This window comes from Winogradskyella eximia, assembly GCF_003386165.1.
Taxonomy (GTDB): Bacteria; Bacteroidota; Bacteroidia; order Flavobacteriales; family Flavobacteriaceae; genus Winogradskyella; species Winogradskyella eximia.
Genome location: NZ_QRDV01000009.1, coordinates 56,215 through 82,694 on the forward strand (window position 1 = coordinate 56,215; position 26,480 = coordinate 82,694).

Genomic DNA, 26,480 nt, shown 5'->3' on the forward strand with positions numbered 1-26,480 from the left:
CAAAAAACTAATTCTTCTTTTAGAGCAACCAAACAATAGCTTTATTTTTTTGGAAGAAATACCTCTGCCATCATACAACGCGCACTACCACCACCACAAGTTTCAATCGTTTCTAAAGAACTTGAGATAATAGGACAATGTTTCTCAATACTAGCAATTTGATTAGGTGTTAAACTTTTAAATGCAGCTTCACTCATCACTAAATAACGCTGCTCATTTTTACCTCTAAGTTGAAGCATATTTCCTGCAAACTGATGCATTTGAGCTTCAGTTATAGAAATAATTTCTTTACCATCTTGTTTTAAATGTTTTACTACATTTTTACGCTCTTTTTTATCATCAATAGTATCTAGACAAATCACCGAAAACGTTTCAGCCAAACACATCATTACATTGGTATGATAAATCGGTAAGCGCTTCCCTTCTACAGTTTGGTTCGCTGTAAAAATTACAGGTGTATATTCAAAATCTTCGCAGAATTCAATAAACAACTCTTCATCAGCTCTAGCAGATAAAGCACAATACGCAATTCTATTTTTTCGATCTAAAGCCATACTTCCGGTACCTTCCAAAAATATACCTTCATGTTCTGCAGACGTATAATCGATAATGTTTTCAATAACAAAACCTTCTTCTTCCAACCTAATAAAAACTTCATCTCTACGTTCGCGTCTTCTGTTTTCTGCAAACATTGGGTACTTAGCAACATCACCATTACCATGAAAACTCACCCAATTATTTGGAAAAATAGAATCTGGTGTATCATTTAATTTATCATCTTCCTCAACCACCACATCAATACCCACTGAGCGTAATTTTTTTACAAAAGCATCAAACTCTTCTTGTGCTTTTATATTTATTTCGGCATTTTTTAAATCCAAATCTTCTTGAAAATAATTATTAACAGCCGTTTGTTCGTTCATCCTAAAACTTACAGGACGAATCATTAATATGGTATTTGTAGTTTGTTGCATAAAAATAAGGAGTGATAAAACTTATGCAAAGTTATTGTTTTTTGAATCGAAAACAATCATAAAATTAATCTTCATTTTCTAACCATTCTAAGGCTTCACTTCTTAATCTAAAGGTTTTAATATTCCACTTATGTTCTTTATTAATACTTATTAAAAAATTAGTAGACACTTTAGCATTAAATCCTTCTACAACAACAGCCATAGCTTTAATTTCTTTTAAAGTTGCAATAGTTTTTTGTGCTTCAAACGTATAGGCATACGAAAACTTTTTATTTACAAGGAGAGAAAAAGGAGCTTCTAAATGAGTTAACAAAAAGGCATGATATTCATCAACCATTTTTATATCCATTAAAACTTCGTCATTAATTATAACTTCTGCGAGATTAGGCTTTATAATAATAATTTCGCCAAAGCTTAATTGATGTGATTTCATATCAATAAATATAAGTAATTTTAGGACAAATATATAATAATGAAAAAACTCGTCTTCCTTTTCTTGATAATTTACTCGTGCAATCATACAACTGAAGAAAAAAAATCGGGACAGAAAAAAAGTGTCATAGATTTCACTACCGTTTTTGAAAAAAGTAAAGGCTTGGAGACAGCAACTTACCAAGAAACTATTAAATACTATAATGATTTAGCGGACAGTTATCCTGAAATTTCAATCAAAGAAATTGGAGCTACAGATTCCGGGAAACCACTTCATATGGTCACTTTAAACATGAAAGGTTCTGGTGATGATTTTGAAAATCTTAGACAAAACAACAGAATCGTATTGATAAATAATGGCATTCATCCTGGTGAATCCGATGGTATTGATGCGACAATGATGCTTTATAGAGACTTGGCAGAGGGAAAAATTGACGCACCAAAAAGCACTGTTTTGGTAACAATACCCATTTACAATGTAGGCGGCAGTTTGAATAGAAACTCTACAACACGAACCAACCAAAATGGTCCAAAAGAATACGGTTTTAGAGGCAACGCAAGAAACTATGATTTGAATAGAGATTTTATAAAAGCCGACACAAAAAACGCAAAAACATTTGCTCAAATTTTTCATTTGGTACAACCTGATGTGTTTATTGATAATCACGTTAGTAATGGAGCGGATTATCAATATACATTGACGCATTTATTCACACAACACAATAAACTGAGTGGTCAGCTTGGTGAATTTTTGCATACAGAAATAATGCCGACATTAGAACAGAAACTAGAAGTAAAATCCTGGGATATTACTCCTTATGTTAATGTTTTTAATCGCACACCAGATTCTGGATTTACACAATTTTTAGACTCTCCAAGGTACTCTACCGGTTATACAACCTTGTTTAACACACTTGGTATGATGGTAGAAACACATATGCTAAAACCATATAAACAGCGTGTAGAAGGGACATATGAATTAATGAAAAGCATGATTGAAATTACCGAAGAACAAGGAGAAAAAATCACACAGCTTAGACAAGCACAAACCAAATTATGGTCAGCCGGAAACAACTATCCATTAACTTGGGCGGTAGATACAAGCCAAACATCTACTCTTAAATTTAAAGGTTACGAAGGTGAAATGATTCCGAGTGAATTTACTGGAGCCAAACGTTTAAAATATGATCAATCAAAACCATTTACTAAAGATGTTTCATATCAAAATTATTTCAAAGCAACAGATTCTATCATTATACCGAATGCATATATAATTCCACAAGGTTGGCACAATGTCATTGATTTATTAAAGTTGAACAATGTTGCATTCACACAATTTAAAAACGATACCATTCTTAATGTCCAATCTTATAAAATAGGAGCATTTGAAACAAAAAAGTCTCCATATGAAGGTCATTACGCGCATTACAATACAAACGTAAATACATCAAATGAAAAGGTTAAATTTAGAAAAGGAGATTATCTCATTTCTACTAACCAAAAAGGTATACGTTATCTATTGGAAACGTTAGAACCTTCTGCTACTGATTCCTTTTTTAACTGGAATTTCTTCGATACCATTTTACAACAAAAAGAAGGCTTTTCCCCTTATGTTTGGGAAGACAAAGCAAAGCAACTATTAGATGAAAATCCAAAACTTCAAATAGAATACAATGTAAAAATTAGTTATGATGAAGATTTTGCAAATAATTGGTATGCGCAACTAGACTGGTTACACAAACAAAGTAAGTATTATGAAACTGCTCATTTGCAGTATCCAATTTATCGCATTAATTAGAACTTGATTTTTCAGTTTTTTAAATAATTTAGCTTTAGTTTCTTACCAAAAAGAGATTGCCTAACTCGTAATATGAAACAGATATTTCATGTAAAAAGTTAAACAAATTTGCTGAAAAATTATCTCGAATAATTATTTAATCCTCTTTGTAAAACCAATCAAAAAATAGTATAATTTTGTTTAAAATTATAATAGCGTAACGCGCTCTAAATGAACAAATACATTGTTGTTAATCAACCTGAAAAATGGAATTTTTCAATTGATAATATCACCGTAATTTCCTCTCAAGATTATCTTACAAATCCTAAGTATTCCTTATTAAAAAACGCACGAATTTTCAATTTATGCAAGGACTACTCATACCAATCCAAAGGCTATTACGTTTCACTTTTGGCAGAAGCCAGAGGTCACTTACCAATTCCAACAACAAAAAACATTGTAGATCTCAAGGCTTTAAAATTAGTCAGAATTGTTTCTGATGAATTTGATGATGTTATTCAGCAAAGCCTAAAGAATATAAAATCGCAAGATTTTACTTTGAGCATTTATTTTGGGCAAAACGTCGCACAGAAATACAAAAACTTGAGCGCCCTTTTTTATAAGCACTTTCAAGTCCCATTTTTACGTGTTAATTTTAATCATAACACAAAATGGAACATACAGGGTATTAAAGCCATTTCTGAATCTGAAATCCCTAAAGAACATATATCTAGCGTACATGAATTTGCTAATCAATATTTCTCAAAAAAACGGTATGATACGGCTAAGGTTAATAATTACGATTTCGATTTAGCCATATTGGTTAACCCTAACGATCCTGCACCTCCAAGCAATCCTAAAGCCTTAAAAAAGTTTGTAGAGATTGCAGAAAAGATGAATATCTATGCCGAAATTATTGAGCCTAAAGATTTATCACGCTTATCCTCTTTTGATGCTTTGTTTTTAAGACAAAGTACAGAAGTAAACAATGAAGCTTACACGTTTGCTCGAAAAGCACAGCAAGAAGGTATTGCCATAATTGATTATCCGGATGCTATTTTAAAATGTTGCAACAAAGTGTATATGGCTGAAGCCATGAATAATGCCAACATTGGCACACCAAAAACCGTAATTGTTCACATCAATAACCGAAATGTGGTCTTAGAACAAACCGGATTACCTTGTGTTTTAAAAGCACCTGATTCTACATTTTCTTTTGGCGTAAAAAAAGCAAAAAACAAAGAGGAATATGACACTTTAGTTACGGAGATGCTAAAGGAATCCGACTTAATAATTGCGCAAGAGTTTTGCCCTTCGGATTATGATTGGCGCATTGGTATTATAGACAACAAACCATTCTATGCCTGTAAATATTATATGGCAAAAGGCCATTGGCAGATTTATAATTGGAAAGCAACTGACAAAAATGAACAAGATGGAGATGCCGATTGTTTACCTATAGAAGATGTTCCAAAAAACGTTATTGATATAGCACTAAAATCTGCCAAATTAATGGGATTAGGGCTTTATGGCATCGATATAAAAGTGGTAGAAGATAAACTGATGGTCATAGAAATAAATGACAACCCAAATATAGATTTTGGTGTAGAAGACGCTTATTATGGTGATGCTGTTTATACCGAAATTCTTACGGCATTAAAAAAACGCTTAACGTAATCAATGAAAAAACCATATCACTTATTCGATGTCTATGGCATAGAACTCGAATATATGCTTGTAAAAAATGACAGCTTTAAAGTGGCACCACAAGTAGATGAACTTCTATCTAGTAAAGCAGGAGAATTAAAGGCTGATATTGAAAATGGAGACATCGCTTGGAGTAACGAATTGGTGGCACACGTTATTGAGCTAAAAACCAATGGTCCAACAAAAAATACCGATGACTTAGCTGAAAAATTTCATGCCAATATCTTAGAAATCGATGCGCTTTTACTCCCCTTAAATCTGCAACTATTAGGTTCTGCATCGCATCCGTTAATGCATCCAGATACAGATACTGAACTTTGGAAACACAGTTATAGCGAAGTATATGCATTATATAACACCATTTTTAACTGTAAAGGTCATGGTTGGAGCAATGTACAAAGCACACATATTAATTTACCGTTTTATGACGATACAGAATTTGAAAAACTGCATGCTGCAATTAGAATTATTTTACCATTATTACCTGGTCTTTGTGCAAGCTCACCAATTTTAGAAGGAAAAATTACGGGTTTTAAGGACACACGATTAGAGTTTTACAAAACCAATCAGAAAGAGATTCCTGAATTAACAGGGATGGTAATTCCTGAGCGTGTATTTTCGAAATTAGATTATTATGCAACGATTTTTGAACCTATAAAAAAAGCGATTAGACCTTTTGATAAGGATAAGATTTTAGATCAACATTTTTTAAATTCTCGAGGTGCTATTGCTCGTTTTGATCGCAGTGCTATTGAAATTAGATTAATGGATATTCAAGAATGTCCAAAAGCAGATATCGCTATTTGCGCGCTTGTTATTGCAGTTTTAAAAGCTTTAGTCAATAAAGACTTTTGTTCGCTTGAGGCTCAAAAACGATGGACTAAAGAAGAATTGTTTCCTATTTTTAATGACGCCATAAAACATGCTGAAAACTCAGAAATTATAAATCTTGAGTATTTAGAGTTATTTGGAATTAAAAAAGTTTCAACTGTAAATGACGTTTGGAAACAGTTATATCTAGCCGTAAAACCAAAGTTGCACAAATCGCATTACGAAGCTATTGAGTTTATTTTAGAAGAAGGCACTTTAGCAACACGTATATTAAAATCGATTGGTAATAATACTTCCGAAGCACACATTATTTCAGTGTATCGTGAGATGCAAAATTGTTTAAAAACCAATACGTTATTTCAACCATGAAACTCGTTTTAACTTGTGAACATGGAGGAAATGACATTCCTGATAATTATAACAAACAATTCAATAATAAAGCCGTTTTAAAGACGCATCGTGCTTATGATTTGGGAACACTAGATGTATTTCAATATTTAAAACCTTTGTCTGATGCCTCATTTTATAATACAACAAGTCGGTTATTGGTAGAACTGAATCGTTCATTACATCATAAAAATTTATTTTCAGAGTTTACAAAAAACGTATCTAAAGATGAGAAAACTAAAATTTTAAAACAGTACTATTTACCCTACCGAATTGCAGTTGAAAATAACATTAAAAGTTATACTGAAAACGGTGAAACCGTTCTACACCTGTCTATTCATAGTTTTACACCAATTTTTAATGGTGAAGAAAGACATTGTGATATAGGTTTATTATATGATTCCGCTAAAAAACAAGAGCAACAGTATTGCAAACAATTGAAAACAGATCTTTTAAAACAAGATTCTAACTTAAATGTAAGATTCAATTATCCTTATTTAGGAAAAGCGGATGGATTCACGACCTATTTAAGGAAGCAATTTCCTAATAATTACTTAGGAATTGAGATTGAGTTGAACCAAAAGTTTGCAAAACAAAACAGTATGGATTCAAAATTAAAACAGACTGTTTATAACGCTTTAGATTACTAATTCTAACCACACTAAATTCATAAAAACTTCAAGTTACAGTTATCTAGACTTAGATATAAAAAAATTGTAATACTGATAGTTTTAAACCATTAATGTCACTAAACTAAAATGCGAATATTAGCATAACTATTCTCCAAAGCTTGTTGAGATGCCTTAGCATCTAACCATTCTACCTTAGTAATACCTTCGTTTTCTTGTGGAAACAACTCTCCTTCAAAATCTGTTTTCATTTCAAACCAATAGGTTATTTTGATTCTATGCTTACCATTACGCTTAAAAATATGATATGTAGTAGGTAATGGTTTTACGATTTTTAAACCTTGCACGCCTGTCTCCTCTTCTACTTCACGTATCGCAGTTTGTTCTATAGTTTCTTTACGTTCGGCTTTACCCTTAGGTAAATCCCATTTATCATTTCTGTAAATAAAAAGAATTTCGTTTTTTGAGTTGTAAGCTTTTCCTCCACCAGCAACGACATTAGGCAAAAGTGTCAAAAACTTTTTAAGCAGTTTATCCTCATTCTTATGAATTAAGTGCACCGCTTTTAAATCTGTATTGTTTAAGGTCTTAATAACCTTACCAATATTTACCGACTTTAAAAGAAAGGATTTAAAATCAGTTTCCTTTGTGTTTTCTGTAGTTAAAATAATAGGTTTATCGCCTACATAAATAGTGTACATCGTTTGGATTTGTTTCAGCATTCCTTTTGTAAAAATATTATTTTTTACGACAAAGTATTTGAAATGAAATTTATTTTCGATTAAAATTTTCTAAACTTTAAATTTCATTATTTTTGTATCATGATTTTTAACAAAGATACTGCCAAAAAAACAGCAGAAGTTTTACTGCAAATTAATGCTATAAAATTGCAACCTAGCGACCCCTTCACATGGGCTTCTGGATGGAAATCACCAATTTATTGTGACAACAGAGTTGTGTTATCATTTCCAACAATTAGAAATTATATTAGAGAAACTATAGCCAGAAATATTGAAGAACTTTATGGCAAACCAGACGTTATTGCTGGTGTTGCCACAGGTGCTATTGGTATTGGTGCTTTAGTTGCAGACTATTTAAATCTTCCTTTTATTTATGTAAGACCTGAAGCTAAAAAACACGGTCGCCAAAACCAAATTGAAGGTTATATTAAAAAAGGGCAAACCGTAGTTGTAGTAGAAGACTTAATTAGTACAGGAATGAGCAGCCTCAATGCTGTGAAAGCACTAAATGAAGCAGAAGTTAACGTTAAAGGTATGGTTGCTATATTTTCTTATGGTTTTGATATTGCCACTAAGAATTTTAAAGATGCCAATGTAGAATTACACACCCTTGGCAATTACGAAAACCTCTTAGAACAAGCCGTAGACACTTTTTATATCACCAAAGAGCAACAAGACATTTTAGCACAATGGAATGCTAATCCTAGTAAATGGAACGCTAATTGATATAAGTATCATAAGATTGTTGAGTCGTTTAGCTGTATAGTTAAAACTTAACGACAAACAAAAACAACATAACATTATAACAATGAATTTAGAATCACCAAAAGTAACTTTAGATAAATCGGCAGAAGAAACCTTTAATTTTCTATCTGATGTTAAAAATTTTGAAAGCCTAATGCCTGATAATATTAGCAAATTTGAAGTTTTAGAAAATGACAAATTTCTATTCGCATTAAAAGGAATGCCAGAAATTATTTTAAAGAAAAAGGAAGCTGTAGCGAATAACAAAATTGTTTTAGGAGCTGCTGGCGGAAAATTAGACTTTGCGCTAATTGCAGATATTACTGAAATTGAGCCAAATAAAACAGACGTAAAATTAAATTTCGAAGGAGAATTCAACGCCATGATGGCCATGATGATTAAAGGTCCTATTAGTAAATTTATAGAGACTTTAGTAACTAATATGAAAACTGAGATTTAAAATAATAGCATTATTTCTTTTAAATCAAAAGTTTTAATCAGTTCATCCTCCGTCCAAACTTTAAGGTGTCCATAATCAGTAACACCTTTAATAATACCAGAAAAGCTCTCATCTTTAGATGTTCTAAAAGTTGAGGGCTTTTCTTTTCTAAATAAAAGACTTTCGTATTCTAATTTTATTTCAGCGTGTTTTTTTGATTCTAATAAATTAAAATAAACTCTCAACTGCTTTAATACTTCAAAAAGCACTTCATCTTTATTATAAATTACTCCAGTGAGCAAACTCATTGAGGACGCATTTGGTAAATTATCAAAAAATTTCTGATTTAAATTAAGCCCAAATCCAATTATTGAACCTTGAAGACTATTATTTTTTATGACATTTTCTATTAATATACCACATAATTTAGTGTCTGCTGACAAAATGTCGTTAGGCCATTTAATACGTAATTGAGGTATTTTAAAGACACTTAAAGCTTTGAAGATTGCCAAAGAAACAGTCATACTAATATAAAACTGATCGCCAACATTAATAGAAGGCAATTTTTTAAACACACTCGCAGTGAGGTTTTTACCGCTTTCAGAGTGCCATTCCGCTCCCATTTGCCCTCTACCTTGTGTTTGTTTTTCGGCAACAACAATGGTATAATCTTTGGGTAACGTAACTGATGCCAAATCCTTTAGATAAGTATTTGTAGAAGCAATGGCATCAAGTTTGATTATATACATTAACTAGGCAATTATATTTTATAGTTTTCTTATGACAATTAGAGCTTAAAAGAACTAAAAAAATAATAACTTTGCAAAAATTAATACAATTTAATGACAAAAGATAAAATCCCTGTAGATCAACTTATAACAAGTATAATTGGTGGCATCGAAGAAGTAAAGGGAAAAGAGATAACAATTTTAGACCTAAGAGAGATAGAAAATACGGTTTGTGACTATTTTATAATTTGCGAAGGTTCTTCAAATACGCAAGTAAACGCAATCGTTGGATCCATACAAAAACAAGTTAGCAAAGCACTTAAAGACAAACCTTGGCATATTGAGGGTACCGACAATGCTGAATGGGTTTTAATGGACTATGTTAATGTTGTAGTACATGTGTTTCAAAAACAGATAAGAGAATACTATGATATTGAAGGTCTTTGGGGAGATGCTAAAATCACCCAAATAGAAACGAGTTACTAAAAAAGAGAAACGCTTATAATGGCAAAAGACAATAAAAATTTAAATAAAAAACCGAAGGTAAGTCCTTATTGGATTTACGGAATAATTATAGCTGTATTCTTAGCAATCCAACTGTTTTCTGGTGGTTTTGGAGATACGTCTGGTAGTAAAACTACACCAGCAGAGTTTTTTCAATATCTAAAAAACGGTGACGTAAAAAAGGTTGAAATCATTAACAACCGTATTGCAAGAGTCTATTTAACTAAAGAAGCTCAAGAACAAGACGTACATAAGAAATCGAAGCCAAAATCGTTATTACCTGCAGTTGCAACAGCTCCTAACTATCAATTTGAGTTTGGTGATTTAAAATTATTTCAAGAAGAAATCGCTAAAATCAAAGCAGAAGATAATGTTGATGTTAATGTAGCATTTGATTCAGAACAAAATGTTTGGGGAGATTTATTACTCACATTATTACCTTTTGTTTTAATCATTGGTGTATGGATCTTTATTATGAGACGTATGTCTGGAGGCGGAGGCGGAGGCGCTGGCGGACAGATTTTTAATATCGGAAAATCTAAAGCTAAGCTCTTTGACGAAAAAATAGATACCAAAACATCATTTAAAGATGTTGCTGGTTTAGAAGGCGCAAAAGAAGAAGTACAAGAAATTGTAGACTTCTTAAAATTCCCAGAAAAATACACCTCATTAGGTGGTAAAATTCCTAAAGGAGCCTTATTAGTAGGACCTCCAGGAACGGGTAAAACCTTATTAGCTAAAGCTGTTGCTGGTGAAGCGCAAGTGCCATTCTTTTCTTTATCTGGATCAGATTTTGTAGAGATGTTTGTTGGTGTTGGTGCATCTAGAGTAAGAGACTTATTTAAACAAGCTAAAGAGAAATCACCATCAATTATTTTTATTGATGAGATTGACGCTATCGGTAGAGCAAGAGGAAAGAATAACATGTCTGGTTCTAATGATGAGCGCGAAAACACGCTAAACCAACTTTTAACAGAGATGGATGGTTTTGGTACCAATACAAATGTTATTGTATTAGCGGCAACCAACAGAGCTGATGTTTTAGATAGTGCATTAATGAGAGCTGGTCGTTTTGACCGTCAAATTTATGTAGATCTTCCAGATGTAAGAGAGCGTAAAGAAATTTTTGAAGTGCATTTACGTCCACTTAAAAAAGAAGAAACCTTAGATATCGATTTCTTAGCAAAACAAACACCAGGTTTCTCTGGTGCAGATATTGCCAACGTTTGTAATGAAGCAGCTTTAATTGCTGCGAGAAAAGGAAAGAAAGCTGTAAACAAGCAAGATTTCTTAGATGCGGTAGATAGAATTATTGGAGGTTTAGAAAAGAAAAACAAAATTATTACTCCAGCAGAAAAGAGAGCTGTTGCTTTCCATGAAGCTGGTCATGCAACTGTAAGTTGGATGCTTGAGCATGCTGCTCCTTTAGTAAAAGTAACTATTGTACCTAGAGGACGTTCTTTAGGTGCTGCATGGTATTTACCAGAAGAACGCTTAATTGTTCACCCAGAACAAATGCTAGATGAAATGTGTGCCGCTTTAGGTGGAAGAGCTGCTGAAAAAGTAATTTTTGATAAAATTTCTACTGGAGCTTTAAGTGACTTAGAAAAAGTAACCAAACAAGCTAGAGCTATGGTGACGGTTTATGGTTTGAGTGACAAAGTAGGTAACTTAACATATTATGATTCTTCAGGGCAATCTGAATATGGATTCACAAAACCATATAGTGAAAAAACAGCTGAGCTAATTGATCAAGAAATCTCAGATATTATTGAAAAACAATATCAACGTGCTATTGCATTATTAGAGAAAAATAAAGATAAGCTTACAGAATTGGCAGAAGTACTTTTAGATAAAGAAGTTATTTTCAAAGATAATCTTGAAAAAATCTTTGGAAAACGTGCTTTTGAAAATTCAGCTATTATTAGCGAAGAGGAAGAATAAATAATTCTTATAATAAGATAGAATTCATTTAAAATTTCACTGTTCTATATTGGCTTTATTATTACACCATAGAGTTCATAATAGCGAGAATTTAACTTCTCAAAGTGATAGTTTTCCACTAAAAACAAAACTTTAAATGAGTTCATATAAAAAACTTAAATTAACCCAATGTTAATTTAAGTTTTTTTATATTTGAAAATAACATAAACGACAGGATTAATAGCAACTATTGAATGAGCTTATTTCGTAAATTCTTCGGAAAAAAGTCTGAACAGACTGAAGAACACATACCAAATCAAGAGCGAGGCAAATATATGCCCGAAGTTAAGCTACCTGTAGATGAACGCTTTACTATTAACTTTAAAGCTAATGGTGGTAAATTTTTATATTGCGAAAATTTTGATGAAGTAAAAGAAAGCTTTGATGCTATCTTGAAAGAAAATAATTGGCAAAACGATAAAGTCTTTCTATTTGATCAACGTTTAACGGAATTATTTAAAAATTTTAATCTTAACAGCACAAAAAAACTATCAGAAAGCACTTATTTTTTATCCACTTGTGAATATTTAATTTCTGATGATGGTTCTTTATTGATTTCATCGAATCAAATTGCTGAAAAAAAATTAATTGAACTACCAGATCACTTTATAATTTATGCCACAACTAGCCAGTTTGTAGAAACCATTGGCGAAGGTCTTAAAGGTATAAAAGCAAAAAATAAAGTAACTATACCTACAAACATCACTACCATTAAGCATTTTAAAACAGCTGACGACAAAGACTTTTTAACTTATGGCAGCAGTTCTAAAAACCTATATTTACTTTTATTAGAAGATCTATAATGAAAGAGGTAGCTATAAGAGCCATTTCTGGTGCTGTATATGTATTACTACTTATAGGTTCTTTATTTGTACAAGAAGCTTCTATTATTCTAATTGCTATATTTGGTATTATATCTCTATCTGAATTTAGCAACCTCATTAAACTTAAATCATTCATTCAATACATCATTTTCGTTATTATATACGGAGGATTTTGGTATATGTGTATTCAAAACACGGATATATCTTTTAATGATGAAGCCATTCAAATTTTATTAGTCATTACCATATTTGTAAATTTAATTTTAATTAAAGATTTATTTACTTCAAAGAGAATTCCTCTTTTTAAAGTTAAACGCTATATTGCCTCTACGTTCTATTTATCGAGTGGTTTTGTTTTTATGCTGCTAATTGCAAATTACAATTATGTATTTACGCCAGAATTATTATTAGGAGGATTTATACTTATTTGGGTTAATGATAGTGCAGCTTATTTGGTTGGTAAAAACTTTGGGAAACAAAAATTATTTCCGAGCATATCACCAAAAAAAACAATAGAAGGGTTCTTAGGTGGCTTATTTTTTGCCTGTATTTCTAGTCATTTTATTGCAAACTACACAGAAACACTTGGATTTACACCTTGGTTAATATTAGCAATTGTGGTTAGTGTTTTAGGTACTTTTGGTGATTTAATTGAATCTAAGTTTAAGCGTCAAGCAGGTGTTAAAGATAGCGGTATTATTATGCCAGGACACGGTGGACTACTAGATAGATTAGATAGTATTATATTTGCTTCACCGTTTATTTATTTATTTTTAAGAATTTCAACTCATGTTTCATAAAGAAGGTCATAAAATTATATTTATTACACTAGTCCTAGTTGTAGGTTCATTTTTTTTAATAGATGAATTTATTACAAACGAATGGATTCGTAAGGGACTAATGCTAGCCATACTAGTATTCTTCATTTTAATTTTACAATTTTTTAGAAACCCAAAACGAAATACACATGTCAATGACAAACAGGCTTTATCTCCTGTTGATGGTAAAGTTGTTGTTATCGAAGAAGTAGAAGAAAATGAAGTTTTTAAGGATAAGCGTATTCAGGTTTCAGTTTTTATGTCACCTATTAATGTTCATGTAACGCGCTATCCAATTTCAGGTAACGTTACTTTTAGCAAATATCACCCAGGGAAATATTTAGTAGCTTGGCACCCAAAAGCAAGTGAAGAAAACGAGCGTACAACTGTAGTTGTAGAAAATGAATACTTTGGAAAAATACTGTATAGACAAATTGCTGGTGCGCTTGCAAGACGAATTGTTAACTACGCAAAAGTAAATGATAAAGTAGAACAAGGTGCTGACTCTGGATTTATAAAGTTTGGGTCGCGTGTTGATTTATTCTTACCTTTAGATGCAGATATTAAAGTAGAGCTTAACCAGAAAGTTAAAGGCGGAGAAAGTATCATTGCAGAAATTAAATGACATCAGAGGAATTAGACATAGAATTTATTGCAGCCGTAGATCGTGTAAACGATCATACAGAACCTTTTCCTGCAGATTTCTTACTGCGCCTCTATGCCTATTATAAAAAAGCAACGAATAATTATGATCGACCGAGTAGTCGTAAACCAATTATTAATGCATTTAAAGCCAATGCACTATTCCAAGTAAAAGATATTACAAGGGATGAAGCTAAACAAGAGTATATCAACCTTGTTACTAACTACTTTTTGTATCGTAAATAATTTATTCTCTTATTAAAGGTAATGTAGAACAGCGTAATAAACCTTCTTGTTTCGCTATTTCAGAATAATGTACTTCTTCAACAGTAAATCCTTTTTCCCTTAACCAAGTATTTAATCTTGTAAAGTTTTTTTCAGAAATAATAACCTCTTCCGAAATAGAAAAGATGTTACTATTCATATGATACATTTCTTCTTTTGTAATTTCGAATATATTATCCTTACCAAAGAAATCAACTAACCACTGATATTCCTTTTCAATTAAAAAACCGTTTTTATGAAGAATCGCTTTATCTTTTCCTATTGGTTGAAAGCAACAATCTAGATGTAAGGCATTTTCTTTTGGATCTGTATTAGACTTTCTTAACTCAAAAGCTTTAACTGTCTTATTAGGAAATAATTCTTGAATAGCAATAACAGCATCCATATTTGTCCTTGCTGTAATGTAATCGGAATAATCCTCGCCAGAATACGTGCCTATGAAAATATAATCATTCCAAGGCATTACATCACCACCTTCTACATGGCATTCTTCTGGCAATACAATAATATTCTCCTCTCCTATTTCATATAAGACATGCTGAATAGCTTCGTACTCACGCTCGCGATCGGGTAGAATATTCGCTTCTATTAATTTATCTTCAATAACAAAGGCAATATCTCTAGAAAATATCTGATTATAATCCTTAATTACTTTTGGTCTATAGACTTTTACTCCATATTTTTTTAACACAGCAGCTACAGCTTCTATTTCCTTTACCATATCACTTTCTTTAGGATATGTACCAGCTTTTATATGCTGAACTGATTTAGGGTCGTAAGCATCTTCTAATGATGGAACTGGACCAATACTTTCTGCTATACCTAAAATAACAGCTTTTAGACGAGACGTTTCGTTTTGAATGTTTAATTTCATAGTTCACGAAAATACAAAAAGCACCATTAAATATAATGATGCTTTCTAAAATATGAATTGATATATTATTTTTTGATGAACTTTTGTGAAAAAGTATATCCAGATTTAGTTGATAAAACAGCAATATATACGCCAGTATCAAATGCATTAATACTAACTCTAGTAGATATCTTATCTTCCAAGCCACCTACATAAAGAATTTGTCCTGAAAGCGAATAAATGGTGATTTTATCTATATCAAGATTAATCTCTGGAATTTCAATAAATCCACCAGATTTATCCACGACAATGTCAAAAACATTATGGTTTTCGTTAACAATATAGGTTTCTGAAAAACCCTTTAAATTAATTTCACTATTTTCATTCGGCTGTCGATACTGATAATTTCCTGAACAACCTTGAGGATAAGCAGTGAATTGAGATCCTGTAACAGCATCAAACCCTTCTGTTAACTCTACAAAATTCCCTGCATGATAAACAACTCCATTTCCAATTATCCCATCAGAGAACGTTATTACATCAGATGAACTAATCCAAAAATCTCTTTCTTCTTGCACCATTGAATTAATTGGCATGCTAGATGTCAAATTAGGAAGACAACAATCATCAACTATAGTTACATCCATATTAATGGGACACTGCAAGGCTTGGCCTGCATTTGGTGTAAACGTATAACTGCTAGTACCAGCAATACTTGTATCAATCGTTGTTGGCAACCAATTACCAATAATACCATTTCCTATTGTTGGAAAAGGTGGAGGCGGATCATTCATACAAATAGCATCTAATAATGGAACTGCAATTACTTCCATTGAGTACCCTAAATACGCATGAGTCAAATTATTATTGTTTCCAAAATAATTTAAGGAAAACGTTGTTACAGGATTTGAGCAAAACCAAGAAGCAAATTCTGCACTAGCACCTAAATCCGTAGTTGCAATGACCCCAGTTGTATTAGCATTACAATTAGTAGAAGTTGAATTCGCATAATTAATATTTGTAAAATTGAAAGAATCATTCCATTGACTTCCTAAATCAATATCTGCCATATTATATCTAGTTACAATAACTGGCCGATTGAAAGTGAATATTAAATTTCTAGATGGTGGGTTGTTATTAGGTCCACGAGTCGAAAAAGTGTTAGCACCAGTTACAACTAGATTTGCTTGTTGATTAGCTGGTAAATTGAAGATAAATTGATTAGCTCCTGCAGATAAACTCAGATTAACCGTTATTCCAGCTCCATCTGTTCCTGTAATTACTCCACCTGTATTAATCCAAGTTATATAGTTTTGAGAAAAAACCTCAGAACTAATAGACAATATTACTAGCGTCGCAGCAATAAATTTATATAAGTTTTTCATAATTAAATATTTTAAATTAAACTTATATCATTTATTGACGCTCAAGTATAGCTTTCACTTGCGCCTTAAGAATTTCTATCTCATCACTTTGCCTTTTTAGAACCTTATCTTGCTCTATGGTATAAAGCGTCAACTCCTCAATTTTTTGCATTTGTTTTGCTTGCATATCTGCTAAGTCTAGACCATTTTCTACTAACTCATCTGCAGATTCAATACCTGGTAAATGCTTATTCTTTTTAATAAAAGCTTCAACTTCTCTTAATGATGGTAGCTTGTAATCATTTTCAAAAACAAAATCCGCCCAATTAGCTGTACTTCTTAATGCTACTTTTACTTTTTCAGTAAGGATACCACCTTCAACAAATAATCTGTATGAGTCATTCATCATAGGGAAATTATTATTATTTGCAATATCATTTCTATCACCAATATATATGGCTCCACTGTTATCTGTATCAAACATTAAACGATTATTATTCATGGTTACTATTCTATTACCTGCTAAAGTTCCATCTGTTGTATATATGTTATCGTTACTAGCTGTAGAACTAATTACAAAAGGTGTCGCAGCAGAACCATTACCTGTTACATTAATGTTCGTACCTGCATTAATTAGTGTAGAACCTCCTGTTCCTTGGTCTGTCGTTAAAACAACGTCTCCATCTGTATTTAAAGTTAATACAAATCCATTTGGTGCAACAGTTGGACTAGCACTTGTGTAATTTCTAAAACGTAATCCTGATGTACCACTAATCCCATTACCCAATTCTAATATATTTTGAGGTATAACATTATTACCTAACCCAACACCTGTATAACCATTACTATGAATAAATATTCTTTGATCACCATTACTACCTAATACAAGAGTGTTACTAGTGTCATTTCCTGCTCTTATACTTGTTGAAGGACCTGTATGAAAATTTATTCGTGACCCAATAAGTACATTATCTGAGCCCTGTGTTAAATATCTTCCTGCGAGAGTACCTAATGCTAAATTATCTTTATTATTATTACCGATCAAACCCCAAAGAGATGAATTCCCAATACCTATATTGTTTGTCCCTCCGTCTAACCACTTTAAAGCATCACTACCTAAACCAATATTTCCTTTTCCAGTTGTGTTCTTTTCCATAGCCCTATAACCTATTGCTATATTATTATAACCAGAAGTATTACTAAGTAAAGCTTGATGTCCTAATGCAGTATTAAAATATCCAGTAGTATTATTTTGCAAAGCAAGACCACCAAATGCACTATTACCAGTACTAAGATTATTTTGCAATGCTCTAGCCCCAAATGCTGAATTATATTTAATACTATTAGCTGCATTAAAAGCAGACAAGGCTTCCTCGCCGAACGCAGAATTAAACTCATAATTACCAGAATTAGATTCTGTAGTCCCCGCAGAAACTCCATAAAAAGTATTTTGATGAGTTATTAATCCTGCATATACACCATTAAATTTAAATTCTACAGGTATATTAGTACTTGTTCCTAAATAACTTCCAGCAGATACTGCATTTGTAGTTTCTGTAGTTTGAGCATTACTAGTTACAAATTCTCCAAATTGGAACATAACCAATAGTAAAAAAAGTTTTTTTGTTTTCATAATAGTTTGATTTTTAAATTGTTCCCTTAAATATAATGATTTTCAGATAAGAAAAAATTATTACAAATAATTTTTTCTTAAAATATTTATAGGATAAAAAAAAGCTTCATAACAAGATTATGAAGCTTTTATAGAAATATTATAATAATTTATCTCTTATCAATTGTTGTAAAAGGTCTGTATGTTTCACCTATATATAACTGTCTTGGACGACCAATTGGCTCTTTGCGCGTGCGCATTTCTTTCCACTGTGCTATCCAACCTGGCAAACGTCCTAATGCAAACATAACTGTAAACATTTCTACAGGAATTCCCATAGCTCTATAAATGATACCAGAATAGAAATCTACATTTGGATATAATTTTCTATCTACAAAATATGAATCTTCTAAAGCTTCTTTTGCTAATCCTTTAGCGATATCTAAGATAGGATCTTCTATTCCTAAATCGGCTAACACTTCTTCTGCAGCTTGCTTAATAATAAGTGCTCTAGGATCAAAGTTTTTGTAAACTCTATGACCAAATCCCATTAAACGGAAAGGATCGTTTTTATCCTTTGCTTTTGCCATGTATTTTTTAGTATCACCACCATCTGCTTTAATTGCTTCTAACATTTCTAAAACAGCTTGATTAGCTCCTCCATGCAATGGTCCCCAAAGTGCTGAGATACCTGATGCCAATGACACAAAAAGTCCGGCATGTGATGAACCTGTAATTCTCACTGTAGATGTAGAACAGTTTTGCTCATGATCTGCATGTAAAATTAAAAGTTTATCTAAAGCATTTACGAGAATTGGATTCTGTATGTAATCACCATTTGGGCTTTTAAACATCATTTTTAAGATGTTCTCAACATAACCTAATTTGTCATCACCATATTCTAAAGGTAAACCTTGTTTTTTACGCATGGTCCAAGCCACAATAACAGGGAATTTACCTAAAATTGTTACTATAGAATTATACATAGCTTCTTCTGACGCTACATCTACAGATGATGGGTAAAATGCGGTAAGTGCACTAGTTAATGAAGATAAAACACCCATCGGATGTGCTGATTTTGGAAAAGCATCTAATATCTTTTTTAAATCATCATCTACAACTGAATGCGACTTTATATCTTCATGAAACTTATCTAATGTTTCTTTATTTGGTAATTCCCCAAAAATAAGAAGATAAACTACTTCTAAAAAGCTAGCCTTTTCAGCAAGTTCTTCAATAGAATAACCTCTATACCTTAAGATGCCTTTTTCACCATCTAGAAATGTAATAGAACTTTCACAACTTCCTGTATTCTTATAACCTGGATCTAAAGTAATAACACCACCTGTTTCACCTCTTAAACTTTTTATATCAATAGCGACTTCTTGTTCAGTTCCAATTATAATTGGTAACTCGTACTTTTCACCATTAATTTCTAATGTAGCTTTATCTGACATATTTTCTTTTCGGATTTTAATAATTTTTAAGGAATGTAAATTTACGAAATCTCAAACGATTTCGAAAGTAGATTTATAACCGTTTTAACATTTACAAATAGAAGTTTAGAAATGCTAGTATTTTTAAACCTTTAAGCTAAAAAATCGAACTATTTTTGCATTCATTTCTGCAGTATGAAACACTTTATTTTAATCGTTTTTTTTTCAATTCTAGGTTACCATATTAATTATGCTCAAATTGTAAATGTAGAATCATTAAGGCGTGTATCTGACACCTCTAAATGGTCTGTTGCGACAAACTTAGATGTTGGGCTCATAAAAAACACAAAATCTATTTTTAAAATTAGCAATAAAATTAGACTTCAATACAACACAGATAAGAACTTGTATTTGTTTGTAAATGATGTTAAATTAGATAAAATTGAAGATAACTCATTTGTAAATAAAGGGATTCAGCATATTAGGTACAATAGAAAAATTGTGAATCGCTTAAAAGTAGAGGTCTTTGCTCAAAGCCAATATGATGCTATTTCTGATATAAAATTTAGAGGATTATTAGGTATTGGCCCACGTTTTAAACTTTCTAAAAGTGATAATTATAGACTATATTTAGGTACACTCTTTATGTTTGAACATGAAGAAGCTTCGGAAAACTCCATAGAAGTATTAAGAGATTTCAGAGGAAGCACATACTTTTCTTGTAGTTTATATCCTTTAGAAAATATATCTTTAGTGAGTACAACATATTACCAACCCTTATTGAAGCAATTTTCTGATTTTAGAATTTCTAATGAAACGTCTATAGGTATCAAAATTTTGAAAAACTTACTATTTAAAACAACGTTTACATATAATTTTGATGCCAATCCAATTATTGGTATTCCTAAAACACAGTACGAATTGACAAATGGAATTGTTTATACGTTTGATTAAATAAAAAAACCATCTAAAATTTATTTTTTTAGATGGTTTTCAATAAGTAGTTAAAATAATATTATGCTTTCAATTTAAAAGCATTTGCTCCAGGGAAATATGCAACATCTCCTAATTCTTCTTCTATACGTAATAACTGGTTGTATTTTGCCATACGATCACTACGAGAAGCAGATCCTGTTTTAATTTGACCACAGTTTAATGCTACAGCTAAATCAGCAATAGTATTATCTTCTGTTTCACCAGATCTATGAGACATTACAGATGTATAACCTGCATTATGAGCCATGTTTACTGCTGCAATAGTTTCTGTTAAAGTACCAATTTGGTTTACTTTAATTAAAATTGAATTAGCAATACCATTTTCAATACCACGAGATAAACGCTCTACGTTAGTTACATATAAATCGTCACCTACTAATTGTACTTTATCTCCAATTTGTTCAGTAAGATCTTTCCAACCTTCCCAATCGTTTTCATCCATACCGTCTTCAATAGAAATAATAGGGTATTTAGAAGCTAATTCAGCAAGATATGAAGCTTGTTCTTTACTTGTTCTTACTACACCTTTATCACCTTCAAAAAGTGTATAATCGTATTTTCCGTCTTTGTAAAATTCAGCTGCAGCACAATCTAAAGCGATCATTACATCTTCACCAAATTTGTATCCAGCCTTCTCTACTGCTTTTTTAATAGTATCTAAAGCATCTTCTGTACCTCCTGGTAAGTTTGGTGCAAATCCACCTTCATCACCAACTGCTGTACTTAAATTTCTATCGTGTAATACTTTTTTAAGATTATGGAAGATCTCAGTTCCCATTTGCATAGCATGTGTAAAGTTTTTAGCTTTAACAGGCATAATCATAAACTCTTGAAATGCAATTGGAGCATCACTATGAGAGCCACCGTTAATGATATTCATCATAGGTAATGGCAACGTATTGGCAGAAACACCACCAACGTATCTATATAATGGCATACCTAATTCATTAGCTGCTGCTTTAGCTACAGCAAGTGATACACCTAAAATAGCGTTAGCACCTAATTTAGATTTATTTTTTGTACCATCTAATTCAATCATCATTTGATCAATAGCGTTTTGTTCAAAAACAGAAACACCTAATAACTCTTGAGCAATTGTAGAGTTTACATTTTCTACGGCTTTTAATACTCCTTTTCCCATGTAAGTATCACCACCATCACGTAATTCAACAGCTTCATGCTCTCCTGTAGATGCACCAGATGGTACTGCTGCCCTACCCATAATACCGTTTTCTGTAGTAACATCAACTTCTACTGTTGGATTCCCTCTAGAATCTAAAATTTGTCTTGCGTGTACATTGATTATAATGCTCATTATTTTTAATTTTAGTTAACTTTAATTAATAAAATAAAAGACTTCAGTTCTGAAATAAATCAGTAAATACAAGCTTTTATGTTACCCAAATTTACGAAAATCTACTGCTTAAAACATAACAAAAATCATATTTATGATTACTATTTACTATAATGTTTTCGTAACTAAAAAAACGCAATAAAAAAGGTGTTTTATTGCGTTTTTGGTATTTTATAAACTTAATTATTTTTAATATTCTCTATAAATTGATCAAACAGATAGAGTGAATCGTTTGGACCAGGACTTGCCTCTGGATGATACTGCACAGAAAAACAATTTTTATCCTTTAGTTTGATACCTGCAACTGTATTATCATTTAAATGCACATGTGTAATTTCTACGTTACTATTTGCTTCCGTTTCTTCTCTATTAATAGCGAATCCGTGATTTTGAGATGTAATTTCACCTTTACCTGTTACTAAATTTTTAACAGGATGGTTAATCCCTCTGTGACCGTTATGCATTTTGTAAGTTGAGATTCCATTTGCCAAAGCAATTACCTGGTGCCCTAAACATATACCAAATAATGGCTTATTGTGGGCTATAATTTCTTTTGCCAAGGCTTGCGCGTCTACTAAAGGTTCTGGATCACCAGGTCCATTAGATAAGAAATAACCATCTGGATTAAAAGCCTCTAAATCTTCGAACTTAGCATTATATGGAAATACTTTTACGTAAGCATCTCTACTGACTAAGTTTCTAAGTATATTTTTCTTTATACCAATATCTAAAGCTGCAATTTTATATTTTGCGTTTTCATCACCAACGAAATAAGGTTCTTTAGTAGATACTTTAGAAGCTAATTCTAAACCTTTCATAGAAGGTAATTCTGCTAATTGTTTTTTTAGTGATTCTAAATTATCAACTTCTGTAGTAATAACTGCATTCATTGCTCCATTATCTCTAATATAGCTCACTAATGCTCTAGTATCTACATCTGCAATGGCTAATGTATTATACTTTTCGAAGAATTCTTCTAAAGAACCATCTGCTGCTGGTCTTGAATAATTAAAGCTGAAATTTTTACAAATTAATCCTGCTATTTTAACATCTTCAGATTCACTTTCATCTTCTTTAATTCCGTAATTTCCAATATGTGCATTGGTAGTTACCATAAGTTGACCATAATAAGAAGGATCCGTAAATATTTCTTGATAACCAGTTGTACCAGTATTAAAACAAACTTCACCAAAAGCAGAACCTTCTTTTCCTATGGATTTACCATGAAAAATTGTACCGTCTGCTAAAAGAATAAGGGCTTTTTTTCTTTGTTTGTATTTCATTGTTGTTGTGTTGAATCGTTTATTGCTATTAAATCGATGTTTGTACTCGTTGTTCTGCAGGCTTTTTACAACCTATGGTTTGCGTTAGCGATTGAACGATCTGTTTGAGCTCCTCGCAGAGAGCGAGTAGTGAAAGCGCGGCCGAATAAGTTTTCTTAAAAACTTGTTGGGAAACGCCCAAGTTGTTCATCTAAACTTTGCAAAAATCCAAAAAAAAAGGATAAACTGAAACAGTCTATCCTTTATATTTATCAATGCTTATTAACATTTATTCTTCTTCGTTTGAAGCTTTAGTTTCCACTGGTGGAGTTGTAGTAGCTTTGCTACCACCTCTTCTACTTCTACGAGTTGTCTTCTTAGGTGCTTTACCAGCATTGTAGATTTCGTTATAATCAACTAATTCTATCATTGCCATATCAGCGTTATCACCTAATCTGTTTCCTAATTTAATGATACGTGTATATCCACCTGGACGATCACCAATCTTTTGTGCTACATCTCTAAACAATTCTGTTACAGCATCCGTTTGTCTTAGTCTAGCCATAACAATACGTCTGTTGTGAGTTGTATCAGTTTTTGATTTTGTAATCATAGGCTCTACAAACTGCTTTAAAGCTTTCGCTTTAGCAACGGTAGTATTAATACGCTTGTGCTCTATTAAAGAACAAGCCATATTTGCTAACATTGACTTTCTGTGTGCTGTTTGTCTTCCTAAGTGATTGAATTTTTTTCCGTGTCTCATGACATTTGTTTTATCATCTTGCTACTAAACTCGTAAATCGAGGAGCAAAATATGATTAATTAATCTTTATCTAATTTATATTTACTTAAGTCCATTCCGAAGTTTAAACCTTTAACGTTTACTAGTTCTTCTAGCTCTGTTAAAGACTTCTTACCGAAGTTTCTGAATTTCATTAAATCATTTTTGTTGAATGATACTAAATCACCTAAAGTATCAACTTCTGCAGCTTTTAAACAGTTAAGAGCACGTACAGAAAGATCCATATCAACTAATTTAGTTTTCAATAGTTGTCTCATGTGAAGTGATTCTTCATCATAAGTTTCAGTCTGTGCTATTTCATCAGCTTCTAAAGTGATACGCTCATCAGAGAATAACATGAAGTGGTGAATTAATATTTTAGCAGCTTCAGTTAAAGCATCTTTTGGATTGATTGATCCGTCAGTTTGAATTTCGAAAACTAATTTTTCGTAATCCGTTTTTTGCTCTACACGGAAGTTTTCAATAGCATACTTTACATTCTTTATTGGTGTAAAAATTGAATCTGTAAAGATGGTTCCGATTGGTGCTGAAGCTTTCTTATTTTCTTCTGCAGGAACGTAACCTCTTCCTTTTTCAATAGTTAATTCCATATTGATGTTTACTTTAGGATCTAAGTTACAGATTACTAAATCCGTATTTAATACTTGGAACCCAGAAATAAACTTCTGAAAATCACCAGCTGTAATTTGATTTTGTCCTGAGATAGAGATTGTAACAGTTTCATTATCAATTTCATCTATTTGACGCTTAAAGTTTACTTGCTTTAAGTTTAAAATCATTTCAGTAACATCTTCAACTACACCAGAAATTGTAGAAAACTCATGATCTACACCTTCTATTCTAACTGAAGTTATTGCAAAACCTTCTAAAGAAGATAATAATACTCTTCTTAGAGCATTACCTACTGTTAATCCGTATCCTGGTTCTAAAGGTCTAAATTCAAATTTACCTTCAAAATCAGTAGAATCAATCATGATTACTTTATCTGGTTTCTGAAAATTTAATATTGCCATATTGTCTTCGTTTTGATTGTTATTTGGTTGCGCGATTTAAAAGTTTGAAGAAGTCTAATAAAACCTTTGGCCAAATACCAATATAATTAATTATTATTTAGAGTAAAGTTCAACGATAAATTGTTCGTTGATTTGTTCTGGAATTTGAATTCTTGCAGGTACAGCAACATACGTTCCTTCCATTGATCCTGTATTCCAAGTAATCCATTCGTAAACATTGCTAGAATTAGACAATGAATTTTGAATAGCTTCTAAAGATTTAGATTTTTCTCTAACACCAACTACATCTCCAGCTTTTAATTGGTAAGAAGGGATATTCACTTTTTCACCATTTACTGTAATGTGTCTGTGAGAAACTAATTGTCTAGCACCACTTCTTGTTGGAGAAATACCCATTCTGAAAACCACGTTATCTAAACGAGATTCACATAATTGAAGTAAAACCTCACCTGTAATACCCTGAGCAGCAGTTGCTCTTTTGAACATGTTTCTGAATTGCTTTTCTAATATACCATAAGTATATTTTGCTTTTTGCTTCTCCATCAATTGGATAGCATATTCAGATTTTTTACCACGACGACGTGTGTTACCATGTTGTCCAGGTGGATAATTTCTTTTTTCGAAGGCTTTATCGTCTCCGAAGATAGCTTGTCCGAATTTACGAGCTATTTTAGTTTTAGGACCAGTATATCTTGCCATTTTAAATTGTTTTTTAAGAGTGATAAATGAATTAAGGTCTTAATCTTATCCTTCAAGAATCGTTGATCTCTTATTAATACTTGTTAATATTTTTCAGTTTGCAAATTTATACAAAATAAACTAATATCAGCACATAAATGTGTGATATTAGTTTATATGATAATTTTACTAAGTGCTTCTAACTCAAATTCGTCAGAAACCTATATAGAATTTAGATTAAACTCTACGTCTTTTTGGAGGACGACAACCGTTATGTGGCATTGGAGTAACATCAATAATTTCTGAAACTTCAATTCCTGCATTGTGTATAGATCTAATAGCAGATTCTCTACCATTACCAGGACCTTTTACATATGCTTTCACTTTCTTCAATCCAGCTTCTTTTGCTACACCAGCAGCATCTTCTGCAGCTAATTGTGCAGCATATGGTGTGTTCTTTTTAGAACCTCTAAAACCCATTTTACCAGCTGATGACCAAGAAATAACGTCACCTTTTTTGTTTGTTAAAGAAATAATGATATTGTTAAAAGATGCTGTTATATGAGCTTCTCCAATTGCATCAACAATTACTTTACGTTTTTTAGTACTTGACTTTGCCATGTTTACTTTTAGTTTTTAGTATTAGTTTATAGTCGCTAGAATCCT

General features: G+C 31.9%; 27 protein-coding genes. 13 read left to right on the top strand and 14 right to left on the bottom strand.

Features of this window, described 5'->3' with window-relative positions; all coding sequences use genetic code 11:
* Nucleotides 1-41: 41 nt before the first annotated feature.
* Nucleotides 42-974, bottom strand: a complete 933-nt coding sequence (ctlX, locus tag DFQ10_RS16270; protein WP_115818511.1) for a citrulline utilization hydrolase CtlX — start codon at nucleotides 972-974, stop codon at nucleotides 42-44.
* 64 nt (nucleotides 975-1,038) lie between these two features.
* Nucleotides 1,039-1,407, bottom strand: a complete 369-nt coding sequence (locus tag DFQ10_RS16275) for a DUF7793 family protein (RefSeq protein ID WP_115818642.1) — start codon at nucleotides 1,405-1,407, stop codon at nucleotides 1,039-1,041.
* A 39-nt stretch (nucleotides 1,408-1,446) separates the two neighbouring features.
* Here DFQ10_RS16275 and DFQ10_RS16280 point away from each other — a divergent pair, with 39 nt between their 5' ends.
* The 4 genes from DFQ10_RS16280 (at nucleotide 1,447) to DFQ10_RS16295 (ending at nucleotide 6,758) form a co-directional block, all read left to right on the top strand.
* Complete coding sequence (locus DFQ10_RS16280; RefSeq protein ID WP_115818512.1) at nucleotides 1,447-3,204, top strand: M14 family metallopeptidase; 1,758 nt, start codon at nucleotides 1,447-1,449, stop codon at nucleotides 3,202-3,204.
* A gap of 210 nt (nucleotides 3,205-3,414) precedes the next feature.
* Nucleotides 3,415-4,860, top strand: coding sequence for a RimK family protein (locus DFQ10_RS16285; protein ID WP_115818513.1), 1,446 nt, complete (start codon nucleotides 3,415-3,417; stop codon nucleotides 4,858-4,860).
* Nucleotides 4,861-4,863: 3 nt separating this feature from the next.
* Nucleotides 4,864-6,090, top strand: a complete 1,227-nt coding sequence (locus DFQ10_RS16290) for a glutamate-cysteine ligase family protein (RefSeq protein ID WP_115818514.1) — start codon at nucleotides 4,864-4,866, stop codon at nucleotides 6,088-6,090.
* Complete coding sequence (locus DFQ10_RS16295; protein WP_115818515.1) at nucleotides 6,087-6,758, top strand: N-formylglutamate amidohydrolase; 672 nt, start codon at nucleotides 6,087-6,089, stop codon at nucleotides 6,756-6,758. Before DFQ10_RS16290 ends, DFQ10_RS16295 begins: the two co-directional genes overlap by 4 nt.
* Before the next feature lie 98 nt (nucleotides 6,759-6,856).
* Here DFQ10_RS16295 and DFQ10_RS16300 read toward each other — a convergent pair whose 3' ends face one another.
* Complete coding sequence (locus DFQ10_RS16300; protein WP_115818516.1) at nucleotides 6,857-7,438, bottom strand: NUDIX hydrolase; 582 nt, start codon at nucleotides 7,436-7,438, stop codon at nucleotides 6,857-6,859.
* 120 nt (nucleotides 7,439-7,558) lie between these two features.
* Between DFQ10_RS16300 and pyrE the strand changes: the two genes are divergently transcribed.
* Together pyrE and DFQ10_RS16310 are read left to right on the top strand one after the other, a co-directional pair.
* Entirely contained in the window at nucleotides 7,559-8,203 is a 645-nt protein-coding gene (pyrE, locus tag DFQ10_RS16305; RefSeq protein WP_115818517.1) for an orotate phosphoribosyltransferase, read from the top strand.
* Between the two features lie 82 nt (nucleotides 8,204-8,285).
* Entirely contained in the window at nucleotides 8,286-8,681 is a 396-nt protein-coding gene (locus DFQ10_RS16310) for an SRPBCC family protein (RefSeq protein ID WP_115818518.1), read from the top strand.
* On the opposite strand, the gene DFQ10_RS16315 is transcribed toward DFQ10_RS16310, so the two are convergent.
* Nucleotides 8,678-9,409, bottom strand: coding sequence for a biotin--[acetyl-CoA-carboxylase] ligase (locus DFQ10_RS16315; protein WP_115818519.1), 732 nt, complete (start codon nucleotides 9,407-9,409; stop codon nucleotides 8,678-8,680). The genes DFQ10_RS16310 and DFQ10_RS16315 overlap by 4 nt on opposite strands.
* 93 nt (nucleotides 9,410-9,502) lie before the next feature.
* Between DFQ10_RS16315 and rsfS the strand changes: the two genes are divergently transcribed.
* From rsfS to DFQ10_RS16345, 6 genes are all read left to right on the top strand, one after another.
* Nucleotides 9,503-9,874, top strand: a complete 372-nt coding sequence (rsfS, locus tag DFQ10_RS16320; protein ID WP_115818520.1) for a ribosome silencing factor — start codon at nucleotides 9,503-9,505, stop codon at nucleotides 9,872-9,874.
* Between the two features lie 18 nt (nucleotides 9,875-9,892).
* Nucleotides 9,893-11,836 (top strand): ATP-dependent zinc metalloprotease FtsH, encoded by a 1,944-nt coding sequence (gene ftsH / locus DFQ10_RS16325; RefSeq protein ID WP_115818521.1) that lies wholly within the window; start codon nucleotides 9,893-9,895, stop codon nucleotides 11,834-11,836.
* A 233-nt stretch (nucleotides 11,837-12,069) separates the two neighbouring features.
* Nucleotides 12,070-12,678 (top strand): LUD domain-containing protein, encoded by a 609-nt coding sequence (locus DFQ10_RS16330; RefSeq protein WP_115818522.1) that lies wholly within the window; start codon nucleotides 12,070-12,072, stop codon nucleotides 12,676-12,678.
* Nucleotides 12,678-13,499 (top strand): phosphatidate cytidylyltransferase, encoded by an 822-nt coding sequence (locus tag DFQ10_RS16335; RefSeq protein ID WP_115818523.1) that lies wholly within the window; start codon nucleotides 12,678-12,680, stop codon nucleotides 13,497-13,499. Before DFQ10_RS16330 ends, DFQ10_RS16335 begins: the two co-directional genes overlap by 1 nt.
* Entirely contained in the window at nucleotides 13,489-14,142 is a 654-nt protein-coding gene (locus DFQ10_RS16340) for a phosphatidylserine decarboxylase family protein (protein WP_115818524.1), read from the top strand. Before DFQ10_RS16335 ends, DFQ10_RS16340 begins: the two co-directional genes overlap by 11 nt.
* Nucleotides 14,139-14,405: an acyl-CoA-binding protein gene (locus DFQ10_RS16345; RefSeq protein WP_115818525.1), complete on the top strand. Its 267-nt coding sequence runs from the start codon at nucleotides 14,139-14,141 to the stop codon at nucleotides 14,403-14,405. The genes DFQ10_RS16340 and DFQ10_RS16345 overlap by 4 nt, the downstream gene beginning before the upstream one ends.
* A 1-nt stretch (nucleotide 14,406) precedes the next feature.
* On the opposite strand, the gene DFQ10_RS16350 is transcribed toward DFQ10_RS16345, so the two are convergent.
* The 4 genes from DFQ10_RS16350 to DFQ10_RS16365 form a co-directional block, all read right to left on the bottom strand.
* Nucleotides 14,407-15,318, bottom strand: a complete 912-nt coding sequence (locus DFQ10_RS16350) for a dimethylarginine dimethylaminohydrolase family protein (RefSeq protein WP_115818526.1) — start codon at nucleotides 15,316-15,318, stop codon at nucleotides 14,407-14,409.
* 65 nt (nucleotides 15,319-15,383) lie between these two features.
* Nucleotides 15,384-16,682, bottom strand: coding sequence for a T9SS type A sorting domain-containing protein (locus DFQ10_RS16355; protein ID WP_115818527.1), 1,299 nt, complete (start codon nucleotides 16,680-16,682; stop codon nucleotides 15,384-15,386).
* Between the two features lie 31 nt (nucleotides 16,683-16,713).
* On the bottom strand, nucleotides 16,714-18,294 hold the full coding sequence (locus tag DFQ10_RS16360) for an autotransporter outer membrane beta-barrel domain-containing protein (RefSeq protein ID WP_115818528.1): 1,581 nt from the start codon (nucleotides 18,292-18,294) through the stop codon (nucleotides 16,714-16,716).
* A gap of 149 nt (nucleotides 18,295-18,443) precedes the next feature.
* A complete protein-coding gene (locus DFQ10_RS16365; protein ID WP_115818529.1) occupies nucleotides 18,444-19,730 on the bottom strand; it encodes a citrate synthase in 1,287 nt (428 codons plus the stop codon).
* A gap of 174 nt (nucleotides 19,731-19,904) precedes the next feature.
* Here DFQ10_RS16365 and DFQ10_RS16370 point away from each other — a divergent pair, with 174 nt between their 5' ends.
* Nucleotides 19,905-20,663: a DUF481 domain-containing protein gene (locus DFQ10_RS16370; protein WP_115818530.1), complete on the top strand. Its 759-nt coding sequence runs from the start codon at nucleotides 19,905-19,907 to the stop codon at nucleotides 20,661-20,663.
* 61 nt (nucleotides 20,664-20,724) lie between these two features.
* On the opposite strand, the gene eno is transcribed toward DFQ10_RS16370, so the two are convergent.
* The 6 genes from eno to rpsK form a co-directional block, all read right to left on the bottom strand.
* Nucleotides 20,725-22,020 carry a phosphopyruvate hydratase gene (eno, locus tag DFQ10_RS16375; RefSeq protein WP_115818531.1) on the bottom strand — a complete coding sequence of 432 codons (1,296 nt, stop codon included), beginning with the start codon at nucleotides 22,018-22,020 and terminating at the stop codon, nucleotides 20,725-20,727.
* 218 nt (nucleotides 22,021-22,238) lie between these two features.
* On the bottom strand, nucleotides 22,239-23,342 hold the full coding sequence (gene carA / locus DFQ10_RS16380) for a glutamine-hydrolyzing carbamoyl-phosphate synthase small subunit (protein WP_115818532.1): 1,104 nt from the start codon (nucleotides 23,340-23,342) through the stop codon (nucleotides 22,239-22,241).
* A gap of 268 nt (nucleotides 23,343-23,610) precedes the next feature.
* A complete protein-coding gene (gene rplQ / locus DFQ10_RS16385; RefSeq protein ID WP_115818533.1) occupies nucleotides 23,611-24,084 on the bottom strand; it encodes a 50S ribosomal protein L17 in 474 nt (157 codons plus the stop codon).
* Between the two features lie 59 nt (nucleotides 24,085-24,143).
* Nucleotides 24,144-25,136 (bottom strand): DNA-directed RNA polymerase subunit alpha, encoded by a 993-nt coding sequence (locus DFQ10_RS16390; RefSeq protein ID WP_115818534.1) that lies wholly within the window; start codon nucleotides 25,134-25,136, stop codon nucleotides 24,144-24,146.
* 93 nt (nucleotides 25,137-25,229) lie between these two features.
* The gene (gene rpsD, locus DFQ10_RS16395) at nucleotides 25,230-25,835 is read right to left on the bottom strand and encodes a 30S ribosomal protein S4 (RefSeq protein ID WP_115818535.1); all 606 of its coding nucleotides are present in this window, start codon (nucleotides 25,833-25,835) and stop codon (nucleotides 25,230-25,232) included.
* A gap of 216 nt (nucleotides 25,836-26,051) precedes the next feature.
* Nucleotides 26,052-26,435 carry a 30S ribosomal protein S11 gene (rpsK, locus tag DFQ10_RS16400; RefSeq protein WP_115818536.1) on the bottom strand — a complete coding sequence of 128 codons (384 nt, stop codon included), beginning with the start codon at nucleotides 26,433-26,435 and terminating at the stop codon, nucleotides 26,052-26,054.
* Nucleotides 26,436-26,480 lie beyond the last annotated feature (45 nt).

Excerpts from the sequence above, each read along its gene's own strand:
- DFQ10_RS16350 (WP_115818526.1), bottom strand. The coding sequence starts at position 15,318 with ATGAAATTAAACATTCAAAACGAAACGTCTCGTCTAAAAGCTGTTATT.
- DFQ10_RS16300 (WP_115818516.1), bottom strand. The coding sequence starts at position 7,438 with ATGTACACTATTTATGTAGGCGATAAACCTATTATTTTAACTACAGAA.
- ctlX (WP_115818511.1), bottom strand. The coding sequence starts at position 974 with ATGCAACAAACTACAAATACCATATTAATGATTCGTCCTGTAAGTTTT.
- DFQ10_RS16290 (WP_115818514.1), top strand. The coding sequence starts at position 4,864 with ATGAAAAAACCATATCACTTATTCGATGTCTATGGCATAGAACTCGAA.
- DFQ10_RS16355 (WP_115818527.1), bottom strand. The coding sequence starts at position 16,682 with ATGAAAAACTTATATAAATTTATTGCTGCGACGCTAGTAATATTGTCT.
- DFQ10_RS16340 (WP_115818524.1), top strand. The coding sequence starts at position 13,489 with ATGTTTCATAAAGAAGGTCATAAAATTATATTTATTACACTAGTCCTA.
- rpsD (WP_115818535.1), bottom strand. The coding sequence starts at position 25,835 with ATGGCAAGATATACTGGTCCTAAAACTAAAATAGCTCGTAAATTCGGA.
- DFQ10_RS16285 (WP_115818513.1), top strand. The coding sequence starts at position 3,415 with ATGAACAAATACATTGTTGTTAATCAACCTGAAAAATGGAATTTTTCA.
- pyrE (WP_115818517.1), top strand. The coding sequence starts at position 7,559 with ATGATTTTTAACAAAGATACTGCCAAAAAAACAGCAGAAGTTTTACTG.
- DFQ10_RS16275 (WP_115818642.1), bottom strand. The coding sequence starts at position 1,407 with ATGAAATCACATCAATTAAGCTTTGGCGAAATTATTATTATAAAGCCT.
- DFQ10_RS16280 (WP_115818512.1), top strand. The coding sequence starts at position 1,447 with ATGAAAAAACTCGTCTTCCTTTTCTTGATAATTTACTCGTGCAATCAT.
- DFQ10_RS16360 (WP_115818528.1), bottom strand. The coding sequence starts at position 18,294 with ATGAAAACAAAAAAACTTTTTTTACTATTGGTTATGTTCCAATTTGGA.
- DFQ10_RS16365 (WP_115818529.1), bottom strand. The coding sequence starts at position 19,730 with ATGTCAGATAAAGCTACATTAGAAATTAATGGTGAAAAGTACGAGTTA.
- eno (WP_115818531.1), bottom strand. The coding sequence starts at position 22,020 with ATGAGCATTATAATCAATGTACACGCAAGACAAATTTTAGATTCTAGA.
- rplQ (WP_115818533.1), bottom strand. The coding sequence starts at position 24,084 with ATGAGACACGGAAAAAAATTCAATCACTTAGGAAGACAAACAGCACAC.
- DFQ10_RS16315 (WP_115818519.1), bottom strand. The coding sequence starts at position 9,409 with ATGTATATAATCAAACTTGATGCCATTGCTTCTACAAATACTTATCTA.
- DFQ10_RS16390 (WP_115818534.1), bottom strand. The coding sequence starts at position 25,136 with ATGGCAATATTAAATTTTCAGAAACCAGATAAAGTAATCATGATTGAT.
- DFQ10_RS16370 (WP_115818530.1), top strand. The coding sequence starts at position 19,905 with ATGAAACACTTTATTTTAATCGTTTTTTTTTCAATTCTAGGTTACCAT.
- carA (WP_115818532.1), bottom strand. The coding sequence starts at position 23,342 with ATGAAATACAAACAAAGAAAAAAAGCCCTTATTCTTTTAGCAGACGGT.
- DFQ10_RS16330 (WP_115818522.1), top strand. The coding sequence starts at position 12,070 with ATGAGCTTATTTCGTAAATTCTTCGGAAAAAAGTCTGAACAGACTGAA.
- DFQ10_RS16335 (WP_115818523.1), top strand. The coding sequence starts at position 12,678 with ATGAAAGAGGTAGCTATAAGAGCCATTTCTGGTGCTGTATATGTATTA.
- ftsH (WP_115818521.1), top strand. The coding sequence starts at position 9,893 with ATGGCAAAAGACAATAAAAATTTAAATAAAAAACCGAAGGTAAGTCCT.
- rpsK (WP_115818536.1), bottom strand. The coding sequence starts at position 26,435 with ATGGCAAAGTCAAGTACTAAAAAACGTAAAGTAATTGTTGATGCAATT.
- DFQ10_RS16310 (WP_115818518.1), top strand. The coding sequence starts at position 8,286 with ATGAATTTAGAATCACCAAAAGTAACTTTAGATAAATCGGCAGAAGAA.
- DFQ10_RS16345 (WP_115818525.1), top strand. The coding sequence starts at position 14,139 with ATGACATCAGAGGAATTAGACATAGAATTTATTGCAGCCGTAGATCGT.
- rsfS (WP_115818520.1), top strand. The coding sequence starts at position 9,503 with ATGACAAAAGATAAAATCCCTGTAGATCAACTTATAACAAGTATAATT.
- DFQ10_RS16295 (WP_115818515.1), top strand. The coding sequence starts at position 6,087 with ATGAAACTCGTTTTAACTTGTGAACATGGAGGAAATGACATTCCTGAT.